The organism is Runella zeae DSM 19591, from assembly GCF_000423565.1.
Classification (GTDB): Bacteria; Bacteroidota; Bacteroidia; order Cytophagales; family Spirosomataceae; genus Runella; species Runella zeae.
In genome coordinates this window covers 165,735-186,817 of record NZ_AUIF01000017.1, presented here as the reverse complement: position 1 = coordinate 186,817, position 21,083 = coordinate 165,735, and the positions used below count along the sequence as shown (strand labels likewise).

The 21,083-nt window shown below is 41.6% G+C and carries 22 protein-coding genes and 1 riboswitch; of the genes, 11 read left to right on the top strand and 11 right to left on the bottom strand.

The annotated features are described in order from the left end of the window. Window positions 1-43 precede the first annotated feature (43 nt). Complete coding sequence (locus G563_RS0105890) at window positions 44-2,899, top strand: T9SS type A sorting domain-containing protein (RefSeq protein ID WP_028664500.1); 2,856 nt, start codon at window positions 44-46, stop codon at window positions 2,897-2,899. A gap of 104 nt (window positions 2,900-3,003) precedes the next feature. On the opposite strand, the gene G563_RS0105885 is transcribed toward G563_RS0105890, so the two are convergent. The 5 genes from G563_RS0105885 to G563_RS0105865 all read right to left on the bottom strand — a co-directional run bounded on the left by G563_RS0105885 (window position 3,004) and on the right by G563_RS0105865 (window position 8,200). Then, window positions 3,004-3,222: a hypothetical protein gene (locus tag G563_RS0105885; protein WP_028664499.1), complete on the bottom strand. Its 219-nt coding sequence runs from the start codon at window positions 3,220-3,222 to the stop codon at window positions 3,004-3,006. 64 nt (window positions 3,223-3,286) lie between these two features. Then, window positions 3,287-5,743, bottom strand: coding sequence for a TonB-dependent receptor (locus G563_RS0105880; RefSeq protein ID WP_028664498.1), 2,457 nt, complete (start codon window positions 5,741-5,743; stop codon window positions 3,287-3,289). Further along, window positions 5,734-5,830: riboswitch (TPP riboswitch) on the bottom strand. It overlaps the preceding gene by 10 nt. Before the next feature lie 69 nt (window positions 5,831-5,899). Next, window positions 5,900-6,502 (bottom strand): phosphatase PAP2 family protein, encoded by a 603-nt coding sequence (locus G563_RS33805; RefSeq protein WP_051210784.1) that lies wholly within the window; start codon window positions 6,500-6,502, stop codon window positions 5,900-5,902. Between the two features lie 24 nt (window positions 6,503-6,526). Continuing rightward, the gene (locus G563_RS0105870) at window positions 6,527-7,252 is read right to left on the bottom strand and encodes a sulfite exporter TauE/SafE family protein (RefSeq protein WP_028664497.1); all 726 of its coding nucleotides are present in this window, start codon (window positions 7,250-7,252) and stop codon (window positions 6,527-6,529) included. Between the two features lie 78 nt (window positions 7,253-7,330). After that, window positions 7,331-8,200, bottom strand: coding sequence for a DUF58 domain-containing protein (locus tag G563_RS0105865; RefSeq protein ID WP_211235254.1), 870 nt, complete (start codon window positions 8,198-8,200; stop codon window positions 7,331-7,333). A gap of 147 nt (window positions 8,201-8,347) precedes the next feature. Here G563_RS0105865 and G563_RS0105860 point away from each other — a divergent pair, with 147 nt between their 5' ends. Continuing rightward, on the top strand, window positions 8,348-8,605 hold the full coding sequence (locus tag G563_RS0105860; RefSeq protein ID WP_229598449.1) for a DUF4296 domain-containing protein: 258 nt from the start codon (window positions 8,348-8,350) through the stop codon (window positions 8,603-8,605). A gap of 1 nt (window position 8,606) precedes the next feature. Beyond that, a complete protein-coding gene (locus G563_RS0105855; protein WP_028664494.1) occupies window positions 8,607-9,155 on the top strand; it encodes a hypothetical protein in 549 nt (182 codons plus the stop codon). Between the two features lie 2 nt (window positions 9,156-9,157). On the opposite strand, the gene G563_RS0105850 is transcribed toward G563_RS0105855, so the two are convergent. The 3 genes from G563_RS0105850 to G563_RS0105840 all read right to left on the bottom strand — a co-directional run bounded on the left by G563_RS0105850 (window position 9,158) and on the right by G563_RS0105840 (window position 10,936). Further along, window positions 9,158-9,619, bottom strand: coding sequence for a polymorphic toxin type 4 domain-containing protein (locus G563_RS0105850; RefSeq protein WP_028664493.1), 462 nt, complete (start codon window positions 9,617-9,619; stop codon window positions 9,158-9,160). A 153-nt stretch (window positions 9,620-9,772) separates the two neighbouring features. Continuing rightward, complete coding sequence (locus G563_RS0105845) at window positions 9,773-10,165, bottom strand: ExbD/TolR family protein (RefSeq protein WP_028664492.1); 393 nt, start codon at window positions 10,163-10,165, stop codon at window positions 9,773-9,775. Window positions 10,166-10,252: 87 nt separating this feature from the next. Next, window positions 10,253-10,936: a MotA/TolQ/ExbB proton channel family protein gene (locus tag G563_RS0105840; protein WP_028664491.1), complete on the bottom strand. Its 684-nt coding sequence runs from the start codon at window positions 10,934-10,936 to the stop codon at window positions 10,253-10,255. Window positions 10,937-11,153: 217 nt separating this feature from the next. Between G563_RS0105840 and G563_RS0105835 the strand changes: the two genes are divergently transcribed. Then, entirely contained in the window at window positions 11,154-11,912 is a 759-nt protein-coding gene (locus G563_RS0105835) for an NUDIX hydrolase (protein WP_051210783.1), read from the top strand. Window positions 11,913-11,918: 6 nt separating this feature from the next. Here G563_RS0105835 and G563_RS0105830 read toward each other — a convergent pair whose 3' ends face one another. Next, window positions 11,919-12,401, bottom strand: coding sequence for a hypothetical protein (locus G563_RS0105830; protein WP_037325945.1), 483 nt, complete (start codon window positions 12,399-12,401; stop codon window positions 11,919-11,921). 100 nt (window positions 12,402-12,501) lie between these two features. Here G563_RS0105830 and ggt point away from each other — a divergent pair, with 100 nt between their 5' ends. Then, entirely contained in the window at window positions 12,502-14,259 is a 1,758-nt protein-coding gene (ggt, locus tag G563_RS0105825; RefSeq protein ID WP_028664488.1) for a gamma-glutamyltransferase, read from the top strand. Further along, window positions 14,237-15,061 carry an alpha/beta hydrolase gene (locus G563_RS33800; protein WP_051210782.1) on the top strand — a complete coding sequence of 275 codons (825 nt, stop codon included), beginning with the start codon at window positions 14,237-14,239 and terminating at the stop codon, window positions 15,059-15,061. The genes ggt and G563_RS33800 overlap by 23 nt, the downstream gene beginning before the upstream one ends. 56 nt (window positions 15,062-15,117) lie before the next feature. Here G563_RS33800 and G563_RS0105815 read toward each other — a convergent pair whose 3' ends face one another. Further along, complete coding sequence (locus tag G563_RS0105815) at window positions 15,118-15,576, bottom strand: regulatory protein RecX (protein WP_028664487.1); 459 nt, start codon at window positions 15,574-15,576, stop codon at window positions 15,118-15,120. A 100-nt stretch (window positions 15,577-15,676) separates the two neighbouring features. Here G563_RS0105815 and G563_RS0105810 point away from each other — a divergent pair, with 100 nt between their 5' ends. From G563_RS0105810 to G563_RS0105790, 5 genes are all read left to right on the top strand, one after another. Continuing rightward, window positions 15,677-16,984 carry an MFS transporter gene (locus G563_RS0105810; RefSeq protein ID WP_028664486.1) on the top strand — a complete coding sequence of 436 codons (1,308 nt, stop codon included), beginning with the start codon at window positions 15,677-15,679 and terminating at the stop codon, window positions 16,982-16,984. A 101-nt stretch (window positions 16,985-17,085) separates the two neighbouring features. After that, entirely contained in the window at window positions 17,086-17,430 is a 345-nt protein-coding gene (locus G563_RS0105805; protein WP_028664485.1) for a c-type cytochrome, read from the top strand. 116 nt (window positions 17,431-17,546) lie between these two features. Continuing rightward, window positions 17,547-18,263, top strand: coding sequence for a DUF4129 domain-containing protein (locus tag G563_RS0105800; RefSeq protein ID WP_051210781.1), 717 nt, complete (start codon window positions 17,547-17,549; stop codon window positions 18,261-18,263). A 39-nt stretch (window positions 18,264-18,302) separates the two neighbouring features. After that, on the top strand, window positions 18,303-19,493 hold the full coding sequence (locus G563_RS0105795) for a DUF4350 domain-containing protein (protein WP_028664483.1): 1,191 nt from the start codon (window positions 18,303-18,305) through the stop codon (window positions 19,491-19,493). 34 nt (window positions 19,494-19,527) lie between these two features. After that, on the top strand, window positions 19,528-20,499 hold the full coding sequence (locus tag G563_RS0105790) for an AAA family ATPase (protein ID WP_028664482.1): 972 nt from the start codon (window positions 19,528-19,530) through the stop codon (window positions 20,497-20,499). A gap of 85 nt (window positions 20,500-20,584) precedes the next feature. Here the strand turns inward: G563_RS0105790 and G563_RS0105785 are convergent, their stop codons facing one another. Then, window positions 20,585-21,076: a hypothetical protein gene (locus tag G563_RS0105785; protein WP_028664481.1), complete on the bottom strand. Its 492-nt coding sequence runs from the start codon at window positions 21,074-21,076 to the stop codon at window positions 20,585-20,587. Window positions 21,077-21,083: the final 7 nt, after the last annotated feature.

The following is a 21,083-nucleotide window of genomic DNA, read 5'->3' as shown; positions in this document are numbered from 1 at the left end:
GAACAACCTGAAGTGAAGTATTAATTCTAAAATATTTTTGTAGATGAAACGAGTATGCATAACCTTGTATCTCATAGGGTGGGTTGTTTTCAGTGTGTATAGTCAGCAAAAGAAAAGGTATGAACTAGATGCTACCTTCCAGACCCCGGATTTTTATCAAGAAACTACTCATTTTTATTTCTCTGAGCCTATTGTATTGCCAGACGGAAAAATCATCCTCTGCACTTCCAACTTTCACTATATCAATGGCAAGCATTTTTCGGGCAATATGTTTAGACTCAACCAAAACGGTACTTTGGATGAGAGTTTCAAGTCTAATCAAATTTTGGTAGGAGATGAACACAGGGTATTTGCGGATGGAAAAGTGATGATTATCCCTCCTCAGACGTGGGGTACTATGCTAAATATCACTCATTTAAAAAACAAAGAAAATGCCGGACTTGACACCGTCTACCAAAGTTATCACCCAAATTTTCATAAATGGAAAATTCAATCAGATGGTAAAATAATAGCTCTTGGCAACGACAAGCTTTTTCGGCTGCTCAGCAACGGCCAAATAGATACTACTTTTCGGTTTCAGCCCATAGCAGGCGAGCAATATGACCCTTACGTTTTAGATCTCAGCCTCAAAGCCGACGATAAAATTTTGTTGGCTACTCGCATAAACAAAAACATTAACATTCAGCTATTTAGCAAAGACGGCGTTTTAGAAAAAAAGGCAATTCTCGTTCACAATGGTCTTCCTTTTGAGATTGCAGATGGCCCCTTCCCTCAAATCTCCTTTTTTCCTAACGGGAAGCTTTTTATGAGAGACCGCATGGCCAAAGCCTATTACATATTTGACCAAGACGGGAAGCTCGAAAAAAATCACCCTCTTCCCAAAGGAGTGTTTGACGAATGGGGCAATACTATCATTGGTTCGGATGATTTTTTCATCGAACGCGGGGCTAAAATGCCTTACAAGATTATGATAAACACCAATGAAGCCACGCCTCTGCTCAAAGATACCACGCTTCATCCCGCTTTTGGGGCTTATAAAGTTTCGCTTCTTCCCCAAGGGCAGTTTCTTTTGACAAATTATGCCGATGAATTACTCTGGGTTGATGGCGAAGGTAATATTGTTCAAAAATCAAAACCTAAACTTGGGATTTCGACCGTCAATGCGGTCAGAGGGATTTTAGCCAATGAGCGCATTTTGGCTGATATCCAAAATGGCTATGATGCACAGTTATACCGCTTTTATAAAGATGGCAAATTGGACAGTAATTTTAAATATCAATCCGCCAAACCTAGCATCCCCCCACAGTATCAGCTCCCTTCTCCAACAGGCTACTACGGAGACGTCACTGCTTTCAATACGGTGAGAAACCCCGAGGTGTTTCCACTCAATGACGGCTCTATCGTAATGAATAGAGAAACGGATAGGAACTCTATTTTTGTTTTTTATCGAAATTCTTATCTCTTAAAACCCGACGGAAATGTAGATTCCAGATTTTTGAAAGACAGTGCTAGCACTTTACCCTTACCAAACAATCGCTTTGCCATTAGACAATTTTCTAACCCTTGGACTACCTCCGCACGTTTTATTGTGGACAAAGATGGCCAACGCGTAGCCCCTCAAAATGAATTTGAGCAATGTATCGTTGCGTCGGAATTTTATGAATATTGGCCATTGAAAGACCAAAAAAACATCGTAGCACGAATAGTCTCTTCTGACAATCAAACCATGTCTCTGACACGTTTTTTGGCAGATGGCTCGGTAGACGCCTCTTTCGCTCCTGTCATCATTTCGGCCCAAAATTACCTTAAACTGAAAGGTACTCAGTACAGTGAAAGGTTGATTGTGGCAACGAACGGCAGGCTTTCACGCTTCAATGACAATGGTCTGATAGACAACACTTTTCAAGCAGCTCTTCCAGACGACTTATCCGGGACAGCCTACCTCCAAAACGACCAAAAAATCTTGGTTTATGGTAAATACTTCAATGAAGAGAAAGCTTCGGACGAGACCTTATTTGTAAAACTCAACAGCGACGGCTCACGTGATACTGCCTTTCGAGTGACGCCAACTCTTGATACCCGCTTTATCAGCAGTATTTTCCCCGTATCTTCTCAAGAGATTTTGCTCGTTTATAAAGGCCGAATCGAACGTCTGGTGCTCGATTGTTCATCCCTCAAACCACAAATTACGGCGTCTAAAACTGAAGCGTGTACTGGCGAAAACATCATTTTGAAGGTCAACGAAGTAGAAGGTTTTAGGTATCAATGGCAAAAAGACAATCACAATATTACGCTCAATTCGACTTCTACTCGTCTCAATACATCCGTAGCGGGAATCTACAAAATCATCGCCCAAGATACTGACTGTGAGACCATGACTTCCAACGAACTTAGTATCAAATTTGGTTCTATTCCACCCGCTGAGATTAGCCCATTGACCAACGGCAATACTTCATTTAGAGCTATTTTGCAGGCCAACAAAGGAGACAACAGATTTTCTTATCAATGGCAAAAAGATAGTGAAGATATCACAGGTGCCACCAAAGTTTCTTATGAAGTTTCGAGTTCAGGAAATTACACGGTAAAAGTCACCAACAATGGTTGCGACAATGTTTCTAAAGGCATTTTTATAGACATCAGCCCTATATTAGGAACGGAATCAAGCAGCGCCGAAAGTAAATTAAGGGTTTTCCCAAATCCTAACAACGGCACCTTCCAAATGGATATTCCTGCTGAGTTTAAAAACGGAAAAGTAGAACTTTTTGATGTGATGGGGCGTGCTTTACCACTACAACAACAAAACGAGCACTTTCATATAACCAACTCTATCAAAGGAAGTTACCTCATTCGCATAAGCGAAGGATTGAAAATGATTACAACCAAGATTTTGGTAGAATAGGATTACGAAAAACGAACAATAAAGCCCTTCCAATTTTTAGAAATGGAAGGGCTTTATTGTTGATATAATAAACGGCTATGTATTTATTAACAACGTTTTCTAACTCATAAGTCTTTTAGGAACTCACGTGCCGAACGGCTCTTCTGTTCTCCATTTTCAACCAGACGCATTTCTTGTATTCCTTGACGAATATTAGAAATAACTTGTTCATCCGTATCTTCATTAGGATATATCTCACGCATTTTCACAAAAGGTAAACTCTGAAGAAGTTCTTTAAACAACTTGAGCTTTTTATCTTCTATTTCAACAAGTAGAGTAGCCATAGCTATTTTTTTAGTAAAAAAAAAATTTTCCTTGCGAAAGACCTGACGTTACAAATGAATCAACTTAAAACTTCAATCCCAAACTCACCAAGAAGTTTTGCCCAGCTTGTGGGTAATAAAAATTTTCGGTGGTGGTTTGACCTCCGTAGATATAGCTATAAGTATAACCGTTGGATTCGTACAATTCATTGAAGACATTGTTGGCCAAGGCACTTACCGTAATTTCATTCATCCATTTGGGCTTGATACGATAGATGAGTCGAAGGTCGTTGGTAAAATAAGCATCTAGTTTGCGCGCGTTGTTAGAAGTATTGTCGAGGTATTGCTTTCCCACATATTTGGTCAATAGCGCCACTTCGAGGTTTTTGACGGGAGTGTATGCCCATTGACTTCCCACAATCACATTGGGAGACAATGCGATATCAGTATTACCATGATTTGTGACTTGATAGCCGCCATTTTCGTCGTCATAATCAATCACATATTCCGTAAAGTTTTTGATTTTATTTTGGCTAAAAGTCGCGTTGGCATTCCATTTCCATTGCTTGCTGAGCTGCGCCCCAAACTCTAGTTCAACTCCCGCCCGATAACTTTCGGGAACGTTGATTTTAATCGGATTCCCCACATCATTGAGCTGCCCTGATACTACAAGCTGGTTTTTGTAGTTCATGTAATACCCCCCTATAGAAGCTGCCACGCGTCCTTTTTGGAAACGATACCCTACTTCCCAATCCCGCAATACTTCTGGCTTAGGCTGAATCTGCCGTGTCGATTCGGTAAAATCGTCACGATTAGGTTCACGGTGCGCCAAGCTAAACGATGCAAAAGCCGTACTGCTTTCCGAAACCTGATAAGTTAACCCACCTTTAGGATTGAAAAAAGTATAGTTGACATCATGGGCTTGCTGCCGCTGCTGATTGTCATCTCCTTTCACAAAATACCCAATCTTACGCACTTGCGCATCCACAAATACATTCAGCTTTTCAGTCAATTGATAATAGGTTTTTGCATAAAGATTAAAATCGGTTTTGAAACCCACATTTTCATAATATCGCTGACGAATGTTGGCATTGCCTCCAAAACGCGCCCAAATCACTTCACCAAAGTGATTTCCGTCGTATTGGTTCCAACCTCCGCCTATATTAGCCGTTAGTTTTTTGAAACTGTTGTAATCTAAAGAAAAGGTGGTTCCGTAGAAAGAATTATCCAACCAACGACGACGCACCAAATCACTCCGAGTAATCGTATCTCCGCCCACAATCACATTCGGAATTTTGTAATTTCGCAGGCGGTCGTTATCGCGAAATTGCTCATAATAACCTCGCCCTTTTACCAAAAATCCGTTGAGGTTAAACGTCCAATTTTTGTTGAGTATGTGCGACGAAATCAGCTGGTAATGGTCTTGTTGATAGTTGTCAACCTGATTGTCGTACAGGTATAAATTGTAAGTACGATTATTTGAATTCAACAGATTTTGGGCATCCCGCTCACTCAAACCATTGCGGTCTATATAAGCCAAAATACCTTCGCGGTCACCTTTGATTTTTGCTTCAGGCGTCCCTTCCCAAGCTTGGTAGGTTACTTCTTTGCCCGAAAATACATTCATACGGATAGAGCTTTTCTTTCCAAAATAAGCACCTGATACATAAAAAGAGCCTAAATCTGATTTGGCTCGATCGATAAAACCGTCGGAAGTGATTTTGGATAAACGTGCATCAACCGTAAATTTATCATTGAGTAGGCCCGTTCCGGCCATCACAGTATGTTTACGGGTATTGAACGACCCTACCGAATTGTTGATTTCGGCATAAGCTTCTTTTCTAAATTCATTGGTATTGATATTGACCGTTGCGCCAAAAGCTGCCGCTCCGTTGGTAGAAGTTCCAACCCCGCGTTGAATCTGTACACTGCTTACCGAAGAACTAAAGTCGGGCATATTGACCCAAAACGTCCCTTGACTTTCAGCGTCGTTATAAGGAATTCCATTGATAGTGACATTGATACGCGTCGCATCCGAACCTCGTATCCTCAACCCAGTGTAGCCTATTCCCGCACCTGCATCAGAAGTAGTGACGAGCGAAGGCGTAAAGTTGAGCAACACAGGCAAATCCTGCCCAAGGTTTTGTTTATTCAATTCTAACTTTCCTACATTGGTAAAAGCTACCGCCGAATTTTGATTGGCACGGGTGGCATTGATGACTACTTCATCCGCAGAGAAAGAACTTCTCCGTAACTTAACCTCAACCGTTGATTCACCTCCAATATTGATTTTTTGGGTTTCATAACCTACATACGATACTTCCAACGCTTCTGTATCACGAGGCAGGTTTTTAAGGGAAAAACCTCCTTTTTCATTAGTCACCGTTCCTCTCACACTTCCCGCCCTAACGGTGGCTCCGGGCAATGGCTGCCCATCTTCTGCGTCAGTGATTTTGCCCGATACTGAAAGCTGGGCAAGTACAGGCACGTAAAGCAACACTCCCGTTGCTACGGCCAAAAACCAAGATGTAAATTTTAGCATTTTAAATTCCCTCCGCCGGCATTACCCGGTTCAGGTGTTAAGGGTATAATCTCAGCCCGTCATGTTAGGGCACCCCATTTTTGAAAAATTCTGCGCGCCAGAATCGGCTACAAAGGTAAGAGGATAACTTAGAAAAATGCAAATATCTTTTCGATTCTACTTTCTTTGGGCTTTTCTACGAAGCCATTTCTGCTGGATTTTGTAGGACAGCCAAGCTCCCGCCGCCCCCGTGGCTGCTCCCACCAATACATCGCTTGGATAATGTATTCCCAATCGCATCCGCGAATACCCTATCGCCCCCGCCCATGCATACGCAGGCACAATCACATACCACTTTGGATAATTGATAGCCAGGGTAGTGGCCGTAGCAAAAGCCGCAGTAGTATGCCCCGACGGAAAAGAATAATGAGGCTCTTCTCCATCCACACGGGCTACAAACAACTGAGGATGAGTCACAAATGGACGATCCCTCAATATAATCCTCTTGGTGATTTGAGTAGTTGCATTGGCTATCAAAAATCCTCCCAGTGCCTGCCACCCTTGCTGCTGTAAGGTTTTATTGTGAGTAGAAAAACCGGCTATCAATAGCCCCGCCGGTAAAGCCAAACTCACGGGCGTAGCAGTAGATGACAAAAATTTTTCGGTGTTTACATTGGTAGGTTGAATGCTCCCATATACATTTTGTAATAAACGAACGTCTAAGTTTTGAGCATTTAGTTGCCAAGAAAATAGGCACAAAAAAAGAAGGTATTTTTTCACTTATTGATGATTGGAGGCTTGATACTAGGTCAAATATAGTTTGGCCACCGCAATCAACAATACCGAAGCTAAAATATATCGGAGCGTTTGAAGATTAAATTTAAAACTACCTTGATATGCACCCAAAAAGCCTCCTATCAAAGCAGCTATCAGCCAAGTTGTTATTTCTGCATTAGGCTCAAATCCTTTCTGCAAAAGTCCAGATAAGCCCGACATCGAATTGACAAAAATAAACAAGGCCGAAACCGCCGCCGTCTCTTTCACTCTGCCCCATCCTAACAATAAAATCACTGGACTCAGGATAATCCCCCCACCAATCCCCAGCATTCCTGACAATAGCCCAATCACTCCACCTATCGCCAAGGCACCTAGCAGTGGCACAGGCTTACTTTCAGCTTTGTCAACGGGCTGAAAGAGCATTCGAGCAATGGCAATAGCCAAGGCCACCGCCAAAAGTTTTTTGTAAAGCGAATCTGTAATGGGTAAAGTCGCCCCTACATACGAAAGCGGAATACTCGCAAGGGCAAAGGGCCAAAACAGGTTCCAACGAAAATGCCCGGCACGATAATACTGCACAAAAGCAATCAATGACACAAACACATTAAGAATCAAAGCCGATGATTTCATCAGCGCAGGTGAAGTCCCTAAGATAGCCATCAAGGCTAAATACCCACTCGCGCCTCCGTGGCCAACCGAAGCATATAAAAAAGCCATAATGGCAAACAAAAGCGGTGCTAAAACATCTTGCATGAAAAGGGGCGATTCGTTATATCCCCAAATATATAACGCTTTTATTGGTATATCAAAAATCGTAGTTAGGATGAAGGTTTATTTGTTTCGACGAATACGGAAGAGTTTAATCAAAGGTTCGACGTAGTCTTGTTTAGAATCAATAGACACATAATTAATATCATTTTGGCGGGCAAATAGCTCAATTTGTTTGCCTACGTTTCCAAAATCCTCCCTGACTTTACGCCGAAACCAAAGTGAGGAAGTATTGACCCACACCGTACGATTTGACTCAGGGTCTACCATCGGAATAATCCCCAATCGAGGTAAGTTAGTTTCTCGTTGGTCTTGCAAATGAATCATGACTAAGTCATGCTTACGAGCCAAAGCGCGTAGGTTGTGCTCGTAGTTTTTGTCAATAAAATCCGAAACAAAAATCACCACGCTCCGCCGTTTTACTACATTGAGGGTAAATAGAATAGCCTCCGCAAGATTTGTTTTATTAGACTGAGGCTTAAGTTTGTATAATTCCGTAATAAGCTCATAGCCATGTTTCATGCCATTGGAAGGGCGAATGTATTTTTCTTTTTGATCCGAAAAACAAAGCAAGCCTACATGACTTGCTTCCTGTATCGCCGACAGTGCCAATACCCCACAAATCTCTTTTGCAGTATCGAGCTTGGTACGAAATACATCGCCCACTTGCTGCGACCCACTCACATCTAGCAAAAAAAATACCGTTTGCTCTTTTTCTTCCCTAAAGATTTTAACAAAAGTACCATGCCCCTTGGCCGATACGTTCCAATCGATGGTACGCACGTCATCCCCGTATTGGTATTCACGCAAATCAGCAAACTCCACTCCTGAGCCTTTAAATACAGAGCGAAAGCTTCCACGCATGTCGGCGTTGACTGCCTTACGAATCTTAATCTCGTACTGTCGAATCTTAGTAATAAATTGCTCAATCATGCGTATTTTTGTAACTAAACTATCCAAAAGTACAAAAAATCAGCCATGGTAAATCGCACAGTTTTATGTTTTTCACTTTTTGTATTGTTCTTAATAAGTTGCCAAAGTGACCCCCAAATTCCGAAAGGAACAATAACTGAAGATAAAATGGCTCAAATTTTGGCCGACATTCACCTGATTGAAGCCAGAGTAGGGCGATTGGCTATTACATCTCTTGATTCGTCGACTATCATTACGGAGCAACTAAAACTACGAACTTTCAAAAAGTACGGTGTTGATTCAGCAACTTATAATCGTAGCTATGAGTTTTATTCGACCAATCCCGTTTTTATGGAACGGATATATCAGCAAGTCGTTAAACAACTAGAAACGCGACAAAAAAAGAAAAACTACAAAGGAATTTAAAATGGCTATCTCCCATGAACTAAAGAAGGCGATTGTCGAATTGCCTCAAAAAGAGAAAGACAAATTACTTCTACGCCTAATAAGCAAAGACAAAAATCTAGTTCAACGCTTTGAATTTGAGCTTATTGAACACGGAGATACCATTCAACTGCGCCGCGATGATATCAAAAAGCGCATCTTGAAAGTAGCCCAAATGACGCATGACACGCCCGGATGGATGATGATGGATATGAGGAGTTTTATGGGTGACATCACTCAGCACGTCAAAATCACCAAAGACAAATACGGGGAAATTGAGCTTATGATTTACTTGTTCTTAACTTTTTTTGAACATCAATCCCCCCTACTAAAAGTTCATAATAGCCGTAGTGATACCTGTGCCGAATACATCGCAAAAAAAACCGAAGCACTTCTCAAAAAATTAGCAAAGTTTAATCCAGATTATTACATTGATTTTGAGCGCGATATGCAACGGCTTTTAGAATATGTACATACGCATTGTCCTAAAAACTACGCTCATACGATGGGTATTCCGAAGAGTTGGCCTTAGACCTAATAAATCAATAAAGGGGTCGCGTTGATTACCACTCGCGGCTTTTCTGTTTTGTTTTCAATCTCAATACTAGCCTCAAACAATCTCCGCGAAAAACCATTCAAAACTTCATCAACTCGGTACTGAATTTCTTTAAGTCTTAAACTTCGCGGATGTGTGTAAGTGACCGTAGTAAGCCATAATTCCGTATTTTTATACTTCGCTAAGTCTCTCAAGTATTGTTCTATTCCTAACCTTTGATACACTTGATTGACTTCTTGAGGCGCGTATCTAATCGCATTGGGACTTTCAAAACCCGTTCCTGCACCTTGGCTGTGAGCGCGTTCCCAACCCGGAAGCCCCACTTCTACGCCCGGAAAAAGCACCTTTTCAAATCCGCTACGCTTGACAGCAGGGCCTAATTTGCTTTGAATGACTATGCCACCCAAAGCATCTACGAAAGTTTTTTCAGAAAAAATCATGGATAAACAAATTAGAGTGTAAGCATCTGATTTACAACTATATCAATAACTGTAAATTTAGATACTCTTTACAAAGGATTTTAGCGTAAAAACCCCCGTTTTAGCGTATGATACACCCTAATTTGTGAAGGATAGGAAAAATTCCTCGAAGATTTATTTTTTGACGGCCATTACCATTTTGATGTCAAGTTTGGCTCCAATAGCCAGTACATCCACCAAATCTTGTACCGAAATACTCTGATCTACTTGCAAGATGACCGTTTTTTCGTCTATTCCGGCAAAAGCGGATGATAATGCCGATTCCAATTGTTCTTTAGAAACAGGTTCTTTATCTAAAAAATAGTTTTTCTCGGCATCTACCGAAAGAGTTGTCTGCTTCTTCTGCATTTGTTGAGCCGCAGAAGCCTTAGGCAACATCAACTTGATGACATTGGGATTCACCATTGTTGAAATAATCAAAAAGAACAACATCAAGAAAAACATGATGTCGTTTAATGATTGCGTAAAAACCTCGGGGGCAAACCTACTTTTACGTCGGATTTTCATGGTATAAGTATTTATAAGTCAGCTTCATTGCTTAGATAGGTGTTTATTCTTTTTCAACAAACACCTCTTTCCAACCAATGCCTTTGACTAGCGATTCGTAATAGGTTTTTGCAATACATCTAAGAAATCAAAAGCACCTGCTTGAAGTTTCAGAGCGATACGGTCGATTTTCATATTGAGCAAGTGATAGCCCATATACGCAATCAAACCTACAATCAGACCAGCACCCGAAGTTACCATTTTTTCGTACATACCACTTGCGATGGTGCTAATGTCGAAATCGTTGGATTGGGAGATGCTGTAGAAGATGTTGATAATTCCCGAAATGGTTCCCACAAATCCAAGCATTGGCGCAATCCCCGCAATCACCCCCAAATACGAAAGGTTGCTTTCGAGGCGAGATACTTCGATATGACTGGCATTTTCGATGGTACTTTCAATATCTTTTATAGAGTATCCAATGCGTCCAATCGCTTTCTCAAAAATACGCCCTGCCGCTGAACGTTGATTACGGCACAGAGATTCGGCTGATTTAATATTACCTTGTTGGACAAAGTCCTTCATATTGTCGATAAAACTCTCTTCCAATTTGCCATTGGCATTGATAGCTAGCCAACGTTCAATGATTAAGAATATAGTCAAAAAAAACATAATTAGGAGGGGAATCATCACCCATCCACCTTTCATCAACAAATCAAACAATGAAATCCCTGGGGCTGAGGCAGCGGTAGCTACTGAATCGACGGCGGTTTGCGCTTGAAGTAAAATCATTACTGTTAGGTTTTTGCTGTGACAAAAACGGAATGGATTGGTCTAATATTGTTTATTGGCTCCAAATATACAAATTTCTATTAGATACCATTTAATGCCAAGCTTGTCTGTCTCATTTTCGTAATGATTTATTTAAAAAGTATCCTTAAAATCAAGTGGTATTTTCGATTCATTTCTGTCTTTTCATAACATATTTGGAGAAAAATTATACGCTTATATGTCCGACTCTTCTGCTCTTAACCAAACCAATCTTCCTATTTCACGCCTCACCGATAGCTCTCTGCCGCATTATCATGCCGGCGAAATTGGCCTGCTCAATTCGGTTGATTGTGTCATTTTTGGTTTTTATGGTACTGAGCTACATATTCTACTTCATAAATTCCCCTATGAGCCTTTCAAAGGATATTGGGCTTTGTTGGGGGGATTTGTACATCTTGATGAAAATATTGACGATGCAGCCCGCAACACCGTAGAGCGTCTTACGAGCCTCGAAAATGTATACATGGAGCAAGTGTACACCTTCGGAAATGTATTTAGGGTTCCTACCGAAAGAGTCATTACGACTTGTTATTATGCCCTCATTGAAGTAGAACCTACTTTATCCAAGCTCTCCTCCAATTTTGGAGCCACATGGCATCCCATTTCTTCTGCACTAAAACTTAATCTTGTGTATGACCATCTTTCGATGCTTCATAAAGCACTTGATCAACTTCGCCGAAAAGTCAGATACCAGCCTATTGGCTTTGAATTGTTGCCCGAAAAATTTACGATGCTTGAGCTCAGAAATCTATATGAGTCTATCTTGGGAAGACCCCTTGACAAGCGAAACTTTAGCAAGAAAATCCTGAATATGAACTTATTAGTAAAACTCAAAGAGAAACAAAAGGGCACTTCTAGACGCGGAGCTTATTATTTTTGTTTTGATGAAAAACGCTATCAGGAGTTAGTATCAAAAGGTTTTTTGTTTGAAATATAAGTTCATTTATCGAAACAAAACACCCCAATTATCGGGGATGTCGTTGGATTTGTCAAAACCCTCTACCCATTCTATAAATAAAACCCTAAACTCCTCAATTTCTTCCCGCAAGACCTCCAAATAATGCTTTTCTTTAAATCCCATCATTGCTAGCCCTGACACCTGCGTAAGTAAGCTCCTAGCATGAATTTTAATAATGACGGCATTTTCCATCCTTAAACTATACAATTCTCGACTCTCAGCACCCGCGATTTTGGCGCAAATCATACTAGCATCTTCAAATAAAATATCCCGATAATGCGCCATCATTCCGTCTTCCTCCATTAATTCGGTGAGCGAATCCACCGTATCCAAGATTTCGCGAGCCTTGAGCATAATGGGCATATTGGCAATCCGTGCGCGCTCTTGTTGCCATTCTTGATTGGCTTCTTCAGGGTCAAAATCTTCATCTTCAAACCCGAAACTTTCATCATCTTCAAACATCGCCATAACATTCAGATTTTAGAAGCTGCAATTTCTAAAACTTTTGGTTTGAAGCAAAATGAAAGAGTTTTTGTAACTTGAAACCCCAAACTTTTATGCCCACTTTATGAACAAACTATTCATCAACTTACTGGCTGTTTTTATCAGCACTCATGCGTTTTGTCAAGAAGTAAAAGAAAACAAAGGCTTTTATCAATTTTTGACTGACGACCCCAACCAAAAACCGTTTTACTCAGATCGTATCGGGGTCTCCGCCTCCAACGGCATGGTAGCATCTGCTCATCCTGAAGCGTCGCGCGTGGGAATAGAAATCCTGCAAAAAGGTGGAAATGCTACCGATGCGGCCATTGCAGTGCAGTTTGCGCTCGCTGTAGTTCACCCATCAGCCGGCAATATCGGCGGCGGAGGTTTTTTTGTTTATCGTGATCGAAAAGGCAAAAATTTTACGCTAGACTTCCGCGAAAAAGCGCCCATTAAAGGCCATAAAGACATGTACTTAGATGCCAACGGCAATGTCATTCCGGGCCTAAGTATGGTAGGGCATTTGGCAAGTGGAGTACCGGGTTCGGTAGATGGTATGGTACAAGTACATCAAAAATTTGCAAAACTCCCCTGGGCATCTCTCCTTCAACCTGCGATTGATTTGGCAGAAAAAGGCGTTGTTCTCACCACAAAAGAAGCGGCGGGACTGAACCGCATCAAAGCGGATATTGTCAAACTCAATGCTGATACTACTTATTTTGTAAGAGCAGACGGGCGCGAATGGCAAGCGGGAGATACACTGATTCAGGTAGATTTGGGAAAAACACTCCGTCGTATTCAACAAAACGGCAGAGCTGGTTTTTATGAAGGCGAAACAGCCAACTTGCTCGTAGCCGAAATGCAGCGCGGAAATGGGTTTATTTCGGCAGAAGACCTCAAATCTTACCAAGCCGTTTGGCGCAAGCCTCTCGTTGGAAAATACAAAGACTATAAACTCATAACCATGCCTCCTGTATCAAGCGGTGGCGTGGCTTTGTTACAACTTCTGAAACTTGTAGAGCCTTATCCTCTCAAAAAATGGGGCTGGCACGCTGACTCTACTGTCCAAGTCATGATTGAAGCCGAAAGACGCGTATATGCCGATAGAGCCAAGTTTTTGGGTGATCCAGATTTCGTAAAAGTGCCTATCAAGAAAATGTTGGCATCCTCTTATCTCCACAAACGTTGGGAAGACTTTGACTTTTCCAAAGCTACTGATAGTAAATCTATTAAGGGTGGCAACATTTCAGGATATGAAAGCATGGAAACGACTCATTTTTCTATCGTAGATAAAGACGGCAATGCCGTTTCGGTGACTACTACGCTCAATGGCGGCTACGGTAGCCGCATCATCGTGAAAGGGGGAGGTTTCTTTATGAACAACGAAATGGACGACTTCAGTATCAAGCCCGGTGTACCGAATATGTTTGGGCTGATTGGCAACAAAGCCAATGCCATCGAGCCTGGCAAAAGAATGCTTTCTTCGATGACTCCGACTATCCTCGAAAAGGATAAAAAACTCTACATGGTAGTGGGCACTCCAGGAGGTTCTACGATTATTACGTCTGTGTTTCAGACGATTTTGAATGTAATCGAACACGGCATGACCATGCAGCAGGCGGTGAATGCTTACAAGTTTCATCATCAATGGTTGCCCGACAAAACTACTTTTGAAAATGGGGCATTTACCCCTAACGTCATTCAGAAACTACAAGCCAAATCATACAATCTGGAAATGCAGCGCAATACCATCGGACGGATGGACTGTATTTTGGTTCGCCCAGACGGTACTTTGGAAGGCGGCTCAGACCCTCGCGGTGATGACACAAGTATCGGCTACTAATCTCAACGCTTATGAGGTTCCAAACCTCGTAAGCGTCACTTTGGGGCATGGCCCCAAAACGCTCTTGGCTTTTCACGGAATTGGGCAAGATTACCGTTGCTTTTTGCCTTTGGTAGAAGTACTAAAAAATCAGTATACCTTTTATTTGTTTGATTTGCCTTTTCATGGCCAAAGCCCTGCTCTTGCCTCTGAAAAACTCACCTTAGAAGCATGGAAGGTTTTTTTGGAAGATTTTTTGAAAATACATCAAATCAAAAATTTCTCTCTCATGGGTTTTAGCATGGGAGGGAAATTTGCCTTAGTTACCCTTCAACTTTTCTCAAAACAAATTGAATCCTGCTGGCTTTTGGCTCCCGACGGTATTACGGAAAGTCCTTGGTATGGGTTGGCGACGCGTTTTTGGGTAAGCAAAAAACTATTTCGCTTTTTTGTAAGCAATGTCAATCATTTTAAAAAACTAGCTCACTTATTAGTAAAGCTTAAATTAATTGAGAAAAGTGCCGTAAAATTTGCCGAAAGTACCCTTGCTACTTCTGAGCAGCGCGAGCGCGTATATCGCTCGTGGATAGGTTTTAGCTTGATGCGGGCAGATATAAAACTCATTGCTCAATTGATAAAAGAAAACCAAATCGATTTAAAGATTTTTCTGGGAAAACACGACAGCTTACTACCCGCGCACTACGTACTTCCTCTCACCACACAGCTACCTGACACAAAACCCATTGTCTTAAAAACAGGACATCATCGGCTTATCGAAAAAGTGGCGGAGTGGGTTGTCGCTCCACCTAAACAAGACAAATAAGCCCAACCCTTTAAATAAAAACCTTAATCGGTAAAGCTGAGCTTCATTAAGGGGGGCTAAATATTAATTTCCTTCAACACCTCCCACACTATATCGCTTTCAAAACCTCGACTTAATGCAAAACGTAGTAGCTTTTGTTTTATTTGGGAAGGTTCACCTTTGAGGCTTTGTACCTTTTTGGAAAGAAGCTCCTTCAAGGTCTCTTCGTAGGCATCTCCGTCTATTTCTAAAAGGCTTTTTTGAATCAAGTCATTTGCAAGCCCTTTCAGTTTCATTTCTTGTCTAATCTTGAGACGCCCCCATTTTTTGACCCTAAACTTTCCCCCTGCGAAAGCCCTTGCAAAACGCTCTTCATTGAGATAGTTTTGGGCAATTAATTCTTGTATAATGGGCTCGGCCTCTTCATCCGGCAAGTCCCACTCCCTCAACCTTTGACGTACTTCCTTGAGGGTTCTTTCTTGGTATGCACAAAAAGAAGCAGCTTTTGTCAATACTTGTTTTTGTAGTTCATTCATTAGCATTCAGTTTTTAACAAAGGTAAGAATAGAACTTTTATCCGATAACCCCGTATATTGCATCCTCATTTCCTAACCACCCTTTTAACCTCTCACTCAAATGTATATCGGCAACTTTCGTTGGCGTATTGTATTGTTACTGTTTTTGGTAACGACCATCAACTACATCGACCGAAACGTCCTTTCATTTGCAATGCTTGATGATACTTTTCGAAAAGAAATGCTCGGGGTTCCGCTTACTTATACACTCACACAAACAGACCTTGATACTTTCAAAATCGAATACGGCTGGATAGATACTGCTTTCAAAACCGCCTATGCCCTAGGGTTCATTATGATAGGCTGGCTTATTGACCGGCTAGGTACCAAAAGAGGATTGGCTTTTGCGATTGGACTTTGGAGTTTTGCGGGGGTAGCCAATGCCTTCGTAAGCTCTTTTCAAGGCTTATGGGCTACTCGCTTTGCACTAGGGATAGGCGAAGCAGGCAATTTCCCCTCAAGCATCAAATCTATCGCCGAATGGTTTCCTAAAAAAGAACGGGCTTTTGCCACGGGTCTCTTCAATGCCGGCACCAATGTCGGCATTATACTTACAGCCGCGCTCGTTCCTTGGATGACACTACACTATGGCTGGCGAATGTCGTTTATGACTACTGGGGTACTTGGTTTTGTAGTACTTCTAATCTGGTGGATAAACTACCAACGGCCTGAGCAACACCCAAAAGTATCGGAGGAAGAGCTTTTGTACATCCAACAAGACCGACAACAAGAAGAAATCTCTGGGCGGCTTACTTGGTGGCGTCTACTTCGATATCGACAAACTTGGGCACTCATTGTGGGCAAATTTATGGCTGATCCTATTTGGTGGTTTTATTTGACATGGCTCCCCGATTTTTTTAATTCTAGTGAATCTCTCACCCAACGACTCGATTTACAAAACATAGGTCTTCCTTTCATGGTCATTTACTTGATTTCAGATGGAGGGAGTGTCTTTTTTGGGTGGCTTTCTTCTCAATTCATGAAAGGAGGGTGGGACTTAAATCGGGCTCGCAAAACCACCATGTTGATTTGTGCCTTGTGTGTAGTACCTATCTTTTTGGCAGCCCAAACTCAAAATATTTACCTTGCAACGGTACTGATTGCCATTGCAGCAGCTGCCCATTTGGGATGGTCGGCCAATGTTTATACCTTTGCATCAGATATGTTTCCCAAGAGTGCCGTGGCGATGGTAACAGGCATAGGGGGCTTTTCGGGGGCAGTAGGTGGCGCTTTGTTGGCTGCATTTGCGGGCCCTATTCGGGTCAAATTTGGTTATATGCCCCTTTTTCTCATCGCTAGTTTTACTTATTTAGTGGCTCTTTTGATTATCAATGTGTTGATTCCTAAAATGAAGCCAGTAGAAATGTAAAATAATCTTTTGGTATTTTAACACAAATTCTTTCTCAAAACGTTATAGCTTTGCATTTAATTAGTTCCATTTTTTCAAATTACAAAACATCCTGCCTGAGCATGAAACGAATTACAAAAATGTTAGTAGCGGCTGGTATTTTTTGCGTAGGTTCTACCGTAGCCAATGCACAAGTGAAGATTCCTGCTGATATTGAAGCATTGTTACAGAAAAATACCTGCTTTGCGTGTCACCGCGCTGACCAAAAACTGGTTGGTCCTGGCTACAAAGAAGTAATGGCAAAGAAAAAATATACGCCTGAGCAAATTGTAGAATTGATTTATAAGCCTGAGCCTAGCCACTGGCCTGGCTACCCTCCAATGGCAGCGCTTCCTAATGTTCCTAAGGACGAAGCGTTGAAAATTGCGAAATGGATTGTGACTTTGGCTCCAGCCAAAAAGAAATAATCTTTCCTGTTTTGTTTTTCCTGTTTATAAAGCCGACGCCAAAACGTCGGCTTTTTTGTAGATTTAGGTTCTTTTTCGCAATTTTAGTCTCAATCAACAATCAAGTACATCCTCTCTTGAAAAGGTTTAGTTTTATTTGGTTCTTATGGTGCGTTAGCCTCAGTGTTTTTTCCCAAATACCGGAAAAAGCAGATACGACTATCTCCCAAGCCGCTTTTGACCAGACTCCTGTCAAACTCCGAAAACCCTCCGACGACGCCCTAGAGAGCTTTCGGAGCGACCGCGACTACAATTATCAGCAAGCGGCTCCTCCTCCCGAAAACCCCCTCTCCAGGTTTTGGTACTGGCTTACCCGAAAATTCTTTGAGTTTTTTAGGAGTAGCTCCTACGAAAACTTCTGGCAATATGTGTTTCTAGTCACTATTGGTGCGCTGGTGGTATGGCTTTTGTACAAGTCTGAGTTTTTGGGTGGGTTGTTTGGTACAAAAGCCAAAGAAGACCCGCTGGCCTACAACAAAATCACTGAAAATATCCACGAACTTGATTTCAACTCACTTATAGAAGAGGCCATTGCCAAAAATAATTATAGATTGGCGGTGCGTTTGTATTATCTAAAAACGCTCAAGCAACTTACCGACAAAGGCTTGATTCATTGGCAGCCTACCAAAACCAACCGCAGCTATGTGAACGAGCTAAATACCAAGACCTTACAGAGTGATTTTGAAAAACTCACTTCCCAGTTTGAATATGTATGGTATGGAGAATTTAGGATTTCGGAGGTAGAATTTGGAATCATCAAAGAAGAATTTCAGCACTTTTCATTAAAAATTTGAAGCTTTTATCCTTGTACCCTATCCCCAAAACAATAAGCCTTGCAAACATTACGTAGCAAATACTTTTGGTTTTTGATATTGACTCTCCTAGGTTTTGGTTTGTTTGAATACTATCGTCCTAAGCCATTGGATTGGACGCCTACCTATTCCAACAAAGACCACATTCCCTTTGGCACTAAGGCATTGTATGAGTTGTTGCCCGACGTTTTTATGAACCAAAAAACAACTTCTCTACGGACGCCCATTTATAATCATTTAAGTAATAACACAGATCGTTTTTTAAGCAATTACATCTTTGTCTGTCAAGAATTTAGTGTTGACCAAAACGACCGTGAACAGTTATTTAAATACGTATCCAAAGGAAACGATGTTTTCATATCAGCCTACGACTTTCCTGATACTTTGATGAAAGCCTTGGGCGTAAAAGCCGAGCTAAAAGCCCCTACTCTTCGCGATACGGCATTGGTAATGAACTTTGTTGCCCCTTCCTTTAAAAGTCCAAAAGGCTATGTATTTGCGCAAGATGATGGTCGTAATTATTTTTCGGTAAAACAACCCCAAAACGTCTCAATTCTGGCCAATAACGCCCGTGGCGAACCTATATTTCTGAAGGTAAAATTCGGAAAAGGGTATTTTTATTTACATAATCTCCCCTTGGCTTTGACCAACTATTATACCTTAGATCCCGCTACTACCGATTTTGCTTTTAAGTCTCTTTCGTATTTATCAGTACGACCTGTGTATTGGGACGAATACCTCAAGCAAGGAAGATTTGGGGAGGATGAGCAGTCTATCTTTAGGTATATCATGACACAGCCTGCCCTCAAGTGGAGTTATTATCTTATCCTTTGGGGTTTATTATTCTTTGCCATTTTTGCCGGAAAACGAACCCAACGCATCATCCCAATCATGACTCCTCCTCAAAATACCTCTTTGGAGTTTGTCAAAACCATCGGAAAGATGTATTTTCAAAAAGGCAACCACACTAACATTGCCCAAAAGAAGATACAACATTTGATGATTTATATTCGCGAGCGTTTTGGGTTACGTACTCAAAACATTGATGAAGAATTTAAAACCACGTTAGCTCACAAAACAGGGCTTTCTCGCTTAGACATCGATTTGCTGTTTGGCGAAATAGCCCATGCCGAGCGTACGCCCATTCTATCTGAATATGCGCTTTTGAGTCTCAATCGGCGCATCGAAGACTTTTATCAAAAATCAAAATAAGCCCTTTTATCACCTCAGGAAACTATTTTATAAAATGAACTTTAAATCTAGGATTGAGTTAGAAGACCTTAGCAATGCCATTGAAGCCATAAAATCACAAATTGGTAAAATCATTGTAGGGCAGCACCAAACCATAGAGTTGCTCCTTACGGCTTTGTTGGCTGATGGCCATGTACTTCTGGAGGGAGTGCCTGGCGTAGCCAAAACCCTTACGGCAAAGCTACTCGCCAAAACCATCAATACGGATTTTAGTCGCATCCAATTTACCCCCGATTTGATGCCTTCTGATGTATTAGGAACATCAGTGTTCAATCCAAAACTCACTAACTTTGAATTTATTAAAGGTCCCATTTTCTCCAACATCGTGTTGGTAGATGAAATCAACCGCGCTCCTGCAAAGACGCAATCGGCGCTATTTGAAGTAATGGAAGAACGACAAGCTACTATCGATAAAACGACTTATCCGATGAGCTCTCCTTTTATCGTGATTGCCACCCAAAATCCTATCGAACACGAAGGTACTTACCGACTTCCCGAAGCTCAACTTGACCGATTTTTGTTTAAAATCATAGTAAACTATCCTACTCCTGACCAAGAAGTGGAGGTTTTGAGAGGGCACCATCTAAGAAAAAATATGGCGGAGGCGATTGCGGATATTGAGCCGGTTCTTCAGCCCCTTGAGTTAGCCGAATTACGACAGAAGACCCATCAGGTACACGTGGAAGATAAGTTGCTGAGCTACATTGCTCAAATAGTGCTCGAAACTCGCAGCAACAAATCTTTATTTCTGGGAGCATCGCCGCGCGCGTCAGTGGCTTTGCTGAATAGTTCGAAGGCTTTTGCCTCTATCAAAGGACGTGATTTTGTAACTCCCGAAGACATCCAATTTTTAGCACCGAGTGTGTTGCGGCATCGGATTTTGCTCACCCCCGAAAGAGAAATGGAAGGCGCTACTCCTGATGATGTAGTAGCTCAACTGCTTCAAAAAATCGAAGTACCTCGCTAATGGATGATTAATCATTGCGCTCCATAATCAAAAAGGGCGTCTCACGATAACGGAGACGCCCTTTTTGATCTATATCTACAGAAAATTAGAGGACTTGCTTCAGCATCTCTTCTACTTTGAGTAAATCTGATTTGATTTTCTCAATATTCGCTTTTGATTCTTTCTGAACATCAAGCATTTGATCAGCCGTCAAATCTGGAGCTGGCTTATGATCATGATGGTGGTGCTCGCCCTCGCCATGATGATGCTCGTGAGCTAAGCCCGGTACTTCTATCACGTTTTCTTCCCAAGTTTCGAAGGATTTGGCTACGCCATCTAGGGCCGCCAATACCGAGTCAGCTTTGGCAATCTGGGCTGCATCGGTGAGTGTTTTTTTCTTATCATTCAAAACAATTTTTATCGAATCTATGGCTTCAATCTGCTCATGTAGAGACTCTTCTATGGCCATAGCTTCCAAGTGTACTTTTCCAGCTTCTTCCATTTTAGGGTCTTTTTTGTCGCCACAAGCCCCCAATAAAACGCCCGAAGCTATTAGCAAAGAACCATAAATTGCGGTACGATAAGCAGATTTTCTCATGATAAAT

Excerpts from the sequence above, each read along its gene's own strand:
- G563_RS0105860 (WP_229598449.1), top strand. The coding sequence starts at position 8,348 with ATGGCTCAAATTTTGGCCGACATTCACCTGATTGAAGCCAGAGTAGGG.
- G563_RS0105830 (WP_037325945.1), bottom strand. The coding sequence starts at position 12,401 with ATGGCGATGTTTGAAGATGATGAAAGTTTCGGGTTTGAAGATGAAGAT.
- G563_RS0105890 (WP_028664500.1), top strand. The coding sequence starts at position 44 with ATGAAACGAGTATGCATAACCTTGTATCTCATAGGGTGGGTTGTTTTC.
- ggt (WP_028664488.1), top strand. The coding sequence starts at position 12,502 with ATGAACAAACTATTCATCAACTTACTGGCTGTTTTTATCAGCACTCAT.
- G563_RS0105805 (WP_028664485.1), top strand. The coding sequence starts at position 17,086 with ATGAAACGAATTACAAAAATGTTAGTAGCGGCTGGTATTTTTTGCGTA.
- G563_RS0105840 (WP_028664491.1), bottom strand. The coding sequence starts at position 10,936 with ATGATTTTACTTCAAGCGCAAACCGCCGTCGATTCAGTAGCTACCGCT.
- G563_RS0105870 (WP_028664497.1), bottom strand. The coding sequence starts at position 7,252 with ATGCAAGATGTTTTAGCACCGCTTTTGTTTGCCATTATGGCTTTTTTA.
- G563_RS0105885 (WP_028664499.1), bottom strand. The coding sequence starts at position 3,222 with ATGGCTACTCTACTTGTTGAAATAGAAGATAAAAAGCTCAAGTTGTTT.
- G563_RS0105865 (WP_211235254.1), bottom strand. The coding sequence starts at position 8,200 with ATGATTGAGCAATTTATTACTAAGATTCGACAGTACGAGATTAAGATT.
- G563_RS0105815 (WP_028664487.1), bottom strand. The coding sequence starts at position 15,576 with ATGAATGAACTACAAAAACAAGTATTGACAAAAGCTGCTTCTTTTTGT.
- G563_RS0105785 (WP_028664481.1), bottom strand. The coding sequence starts at position 21,076 with ATGAGAAAATCTGCTTATCGTACCGCAATTTATGGTTCTTTGCTAATA.
- G563_RS0105835 (WP_051210783.1), top strand. The coding sequence starts at position 11,154 with ATGTCCGACTCTTCTGCTCTTAACCAAACCAATCTTCCTATTTCACGC.
- G563_RS0105855 (WP_028664494.1), top strand. The coding sequence starts at position 8,607 with ATGGCTATCTCCCATGAACTAAAGAAGGCGATTGTCGAATTGCCTCAA.
- G563_RS0105880 (WP_028664498.1), bottom strand. The coding sequence starts at position 5,743 with ATGCTAAAATTTACATCTTGGTTTTTGGCCGTAGCAACGGGAGTGTTG.
- G563_RS0105790 (WP_028664482.1), top strand. The coding sequence starts at position 19,528 with ATGAACTTTAAATCTAGGATTGAGTTAGAAGACCTTAGCAATGCCATT.
- G563_RS0105850 (WP_028664493.1), bottom strand. The coding sequence starts at position 9,619 with ATGATTTTTTCTGAAAAAACTTTCGTAGATGCTTTGGGTGGCATAGTC.
- G563_RS33800 (WP_051210782.1), top strand. The coding sequence starts at position 14,237 with ATGACACAAGTATCGGCTACTAATCTCAACGCTTATGAGGTTCCAAAC.
- G563_RS0105810 (WP_028664486.1), top strand. The coding sequence starts at position 15,677 with ATGTATATCGGCAACTTTCGTTGGCGTATTGTATTGTTACTGTTTTTG.
- G563_RS0105845 (WP_028664492.1), bottom strand. The coding sequence starts at position 10,165 with ATGAAAATCCGACGTAAAAGTAGGTTTGCCCCCGAGGTTTTTACGCAA.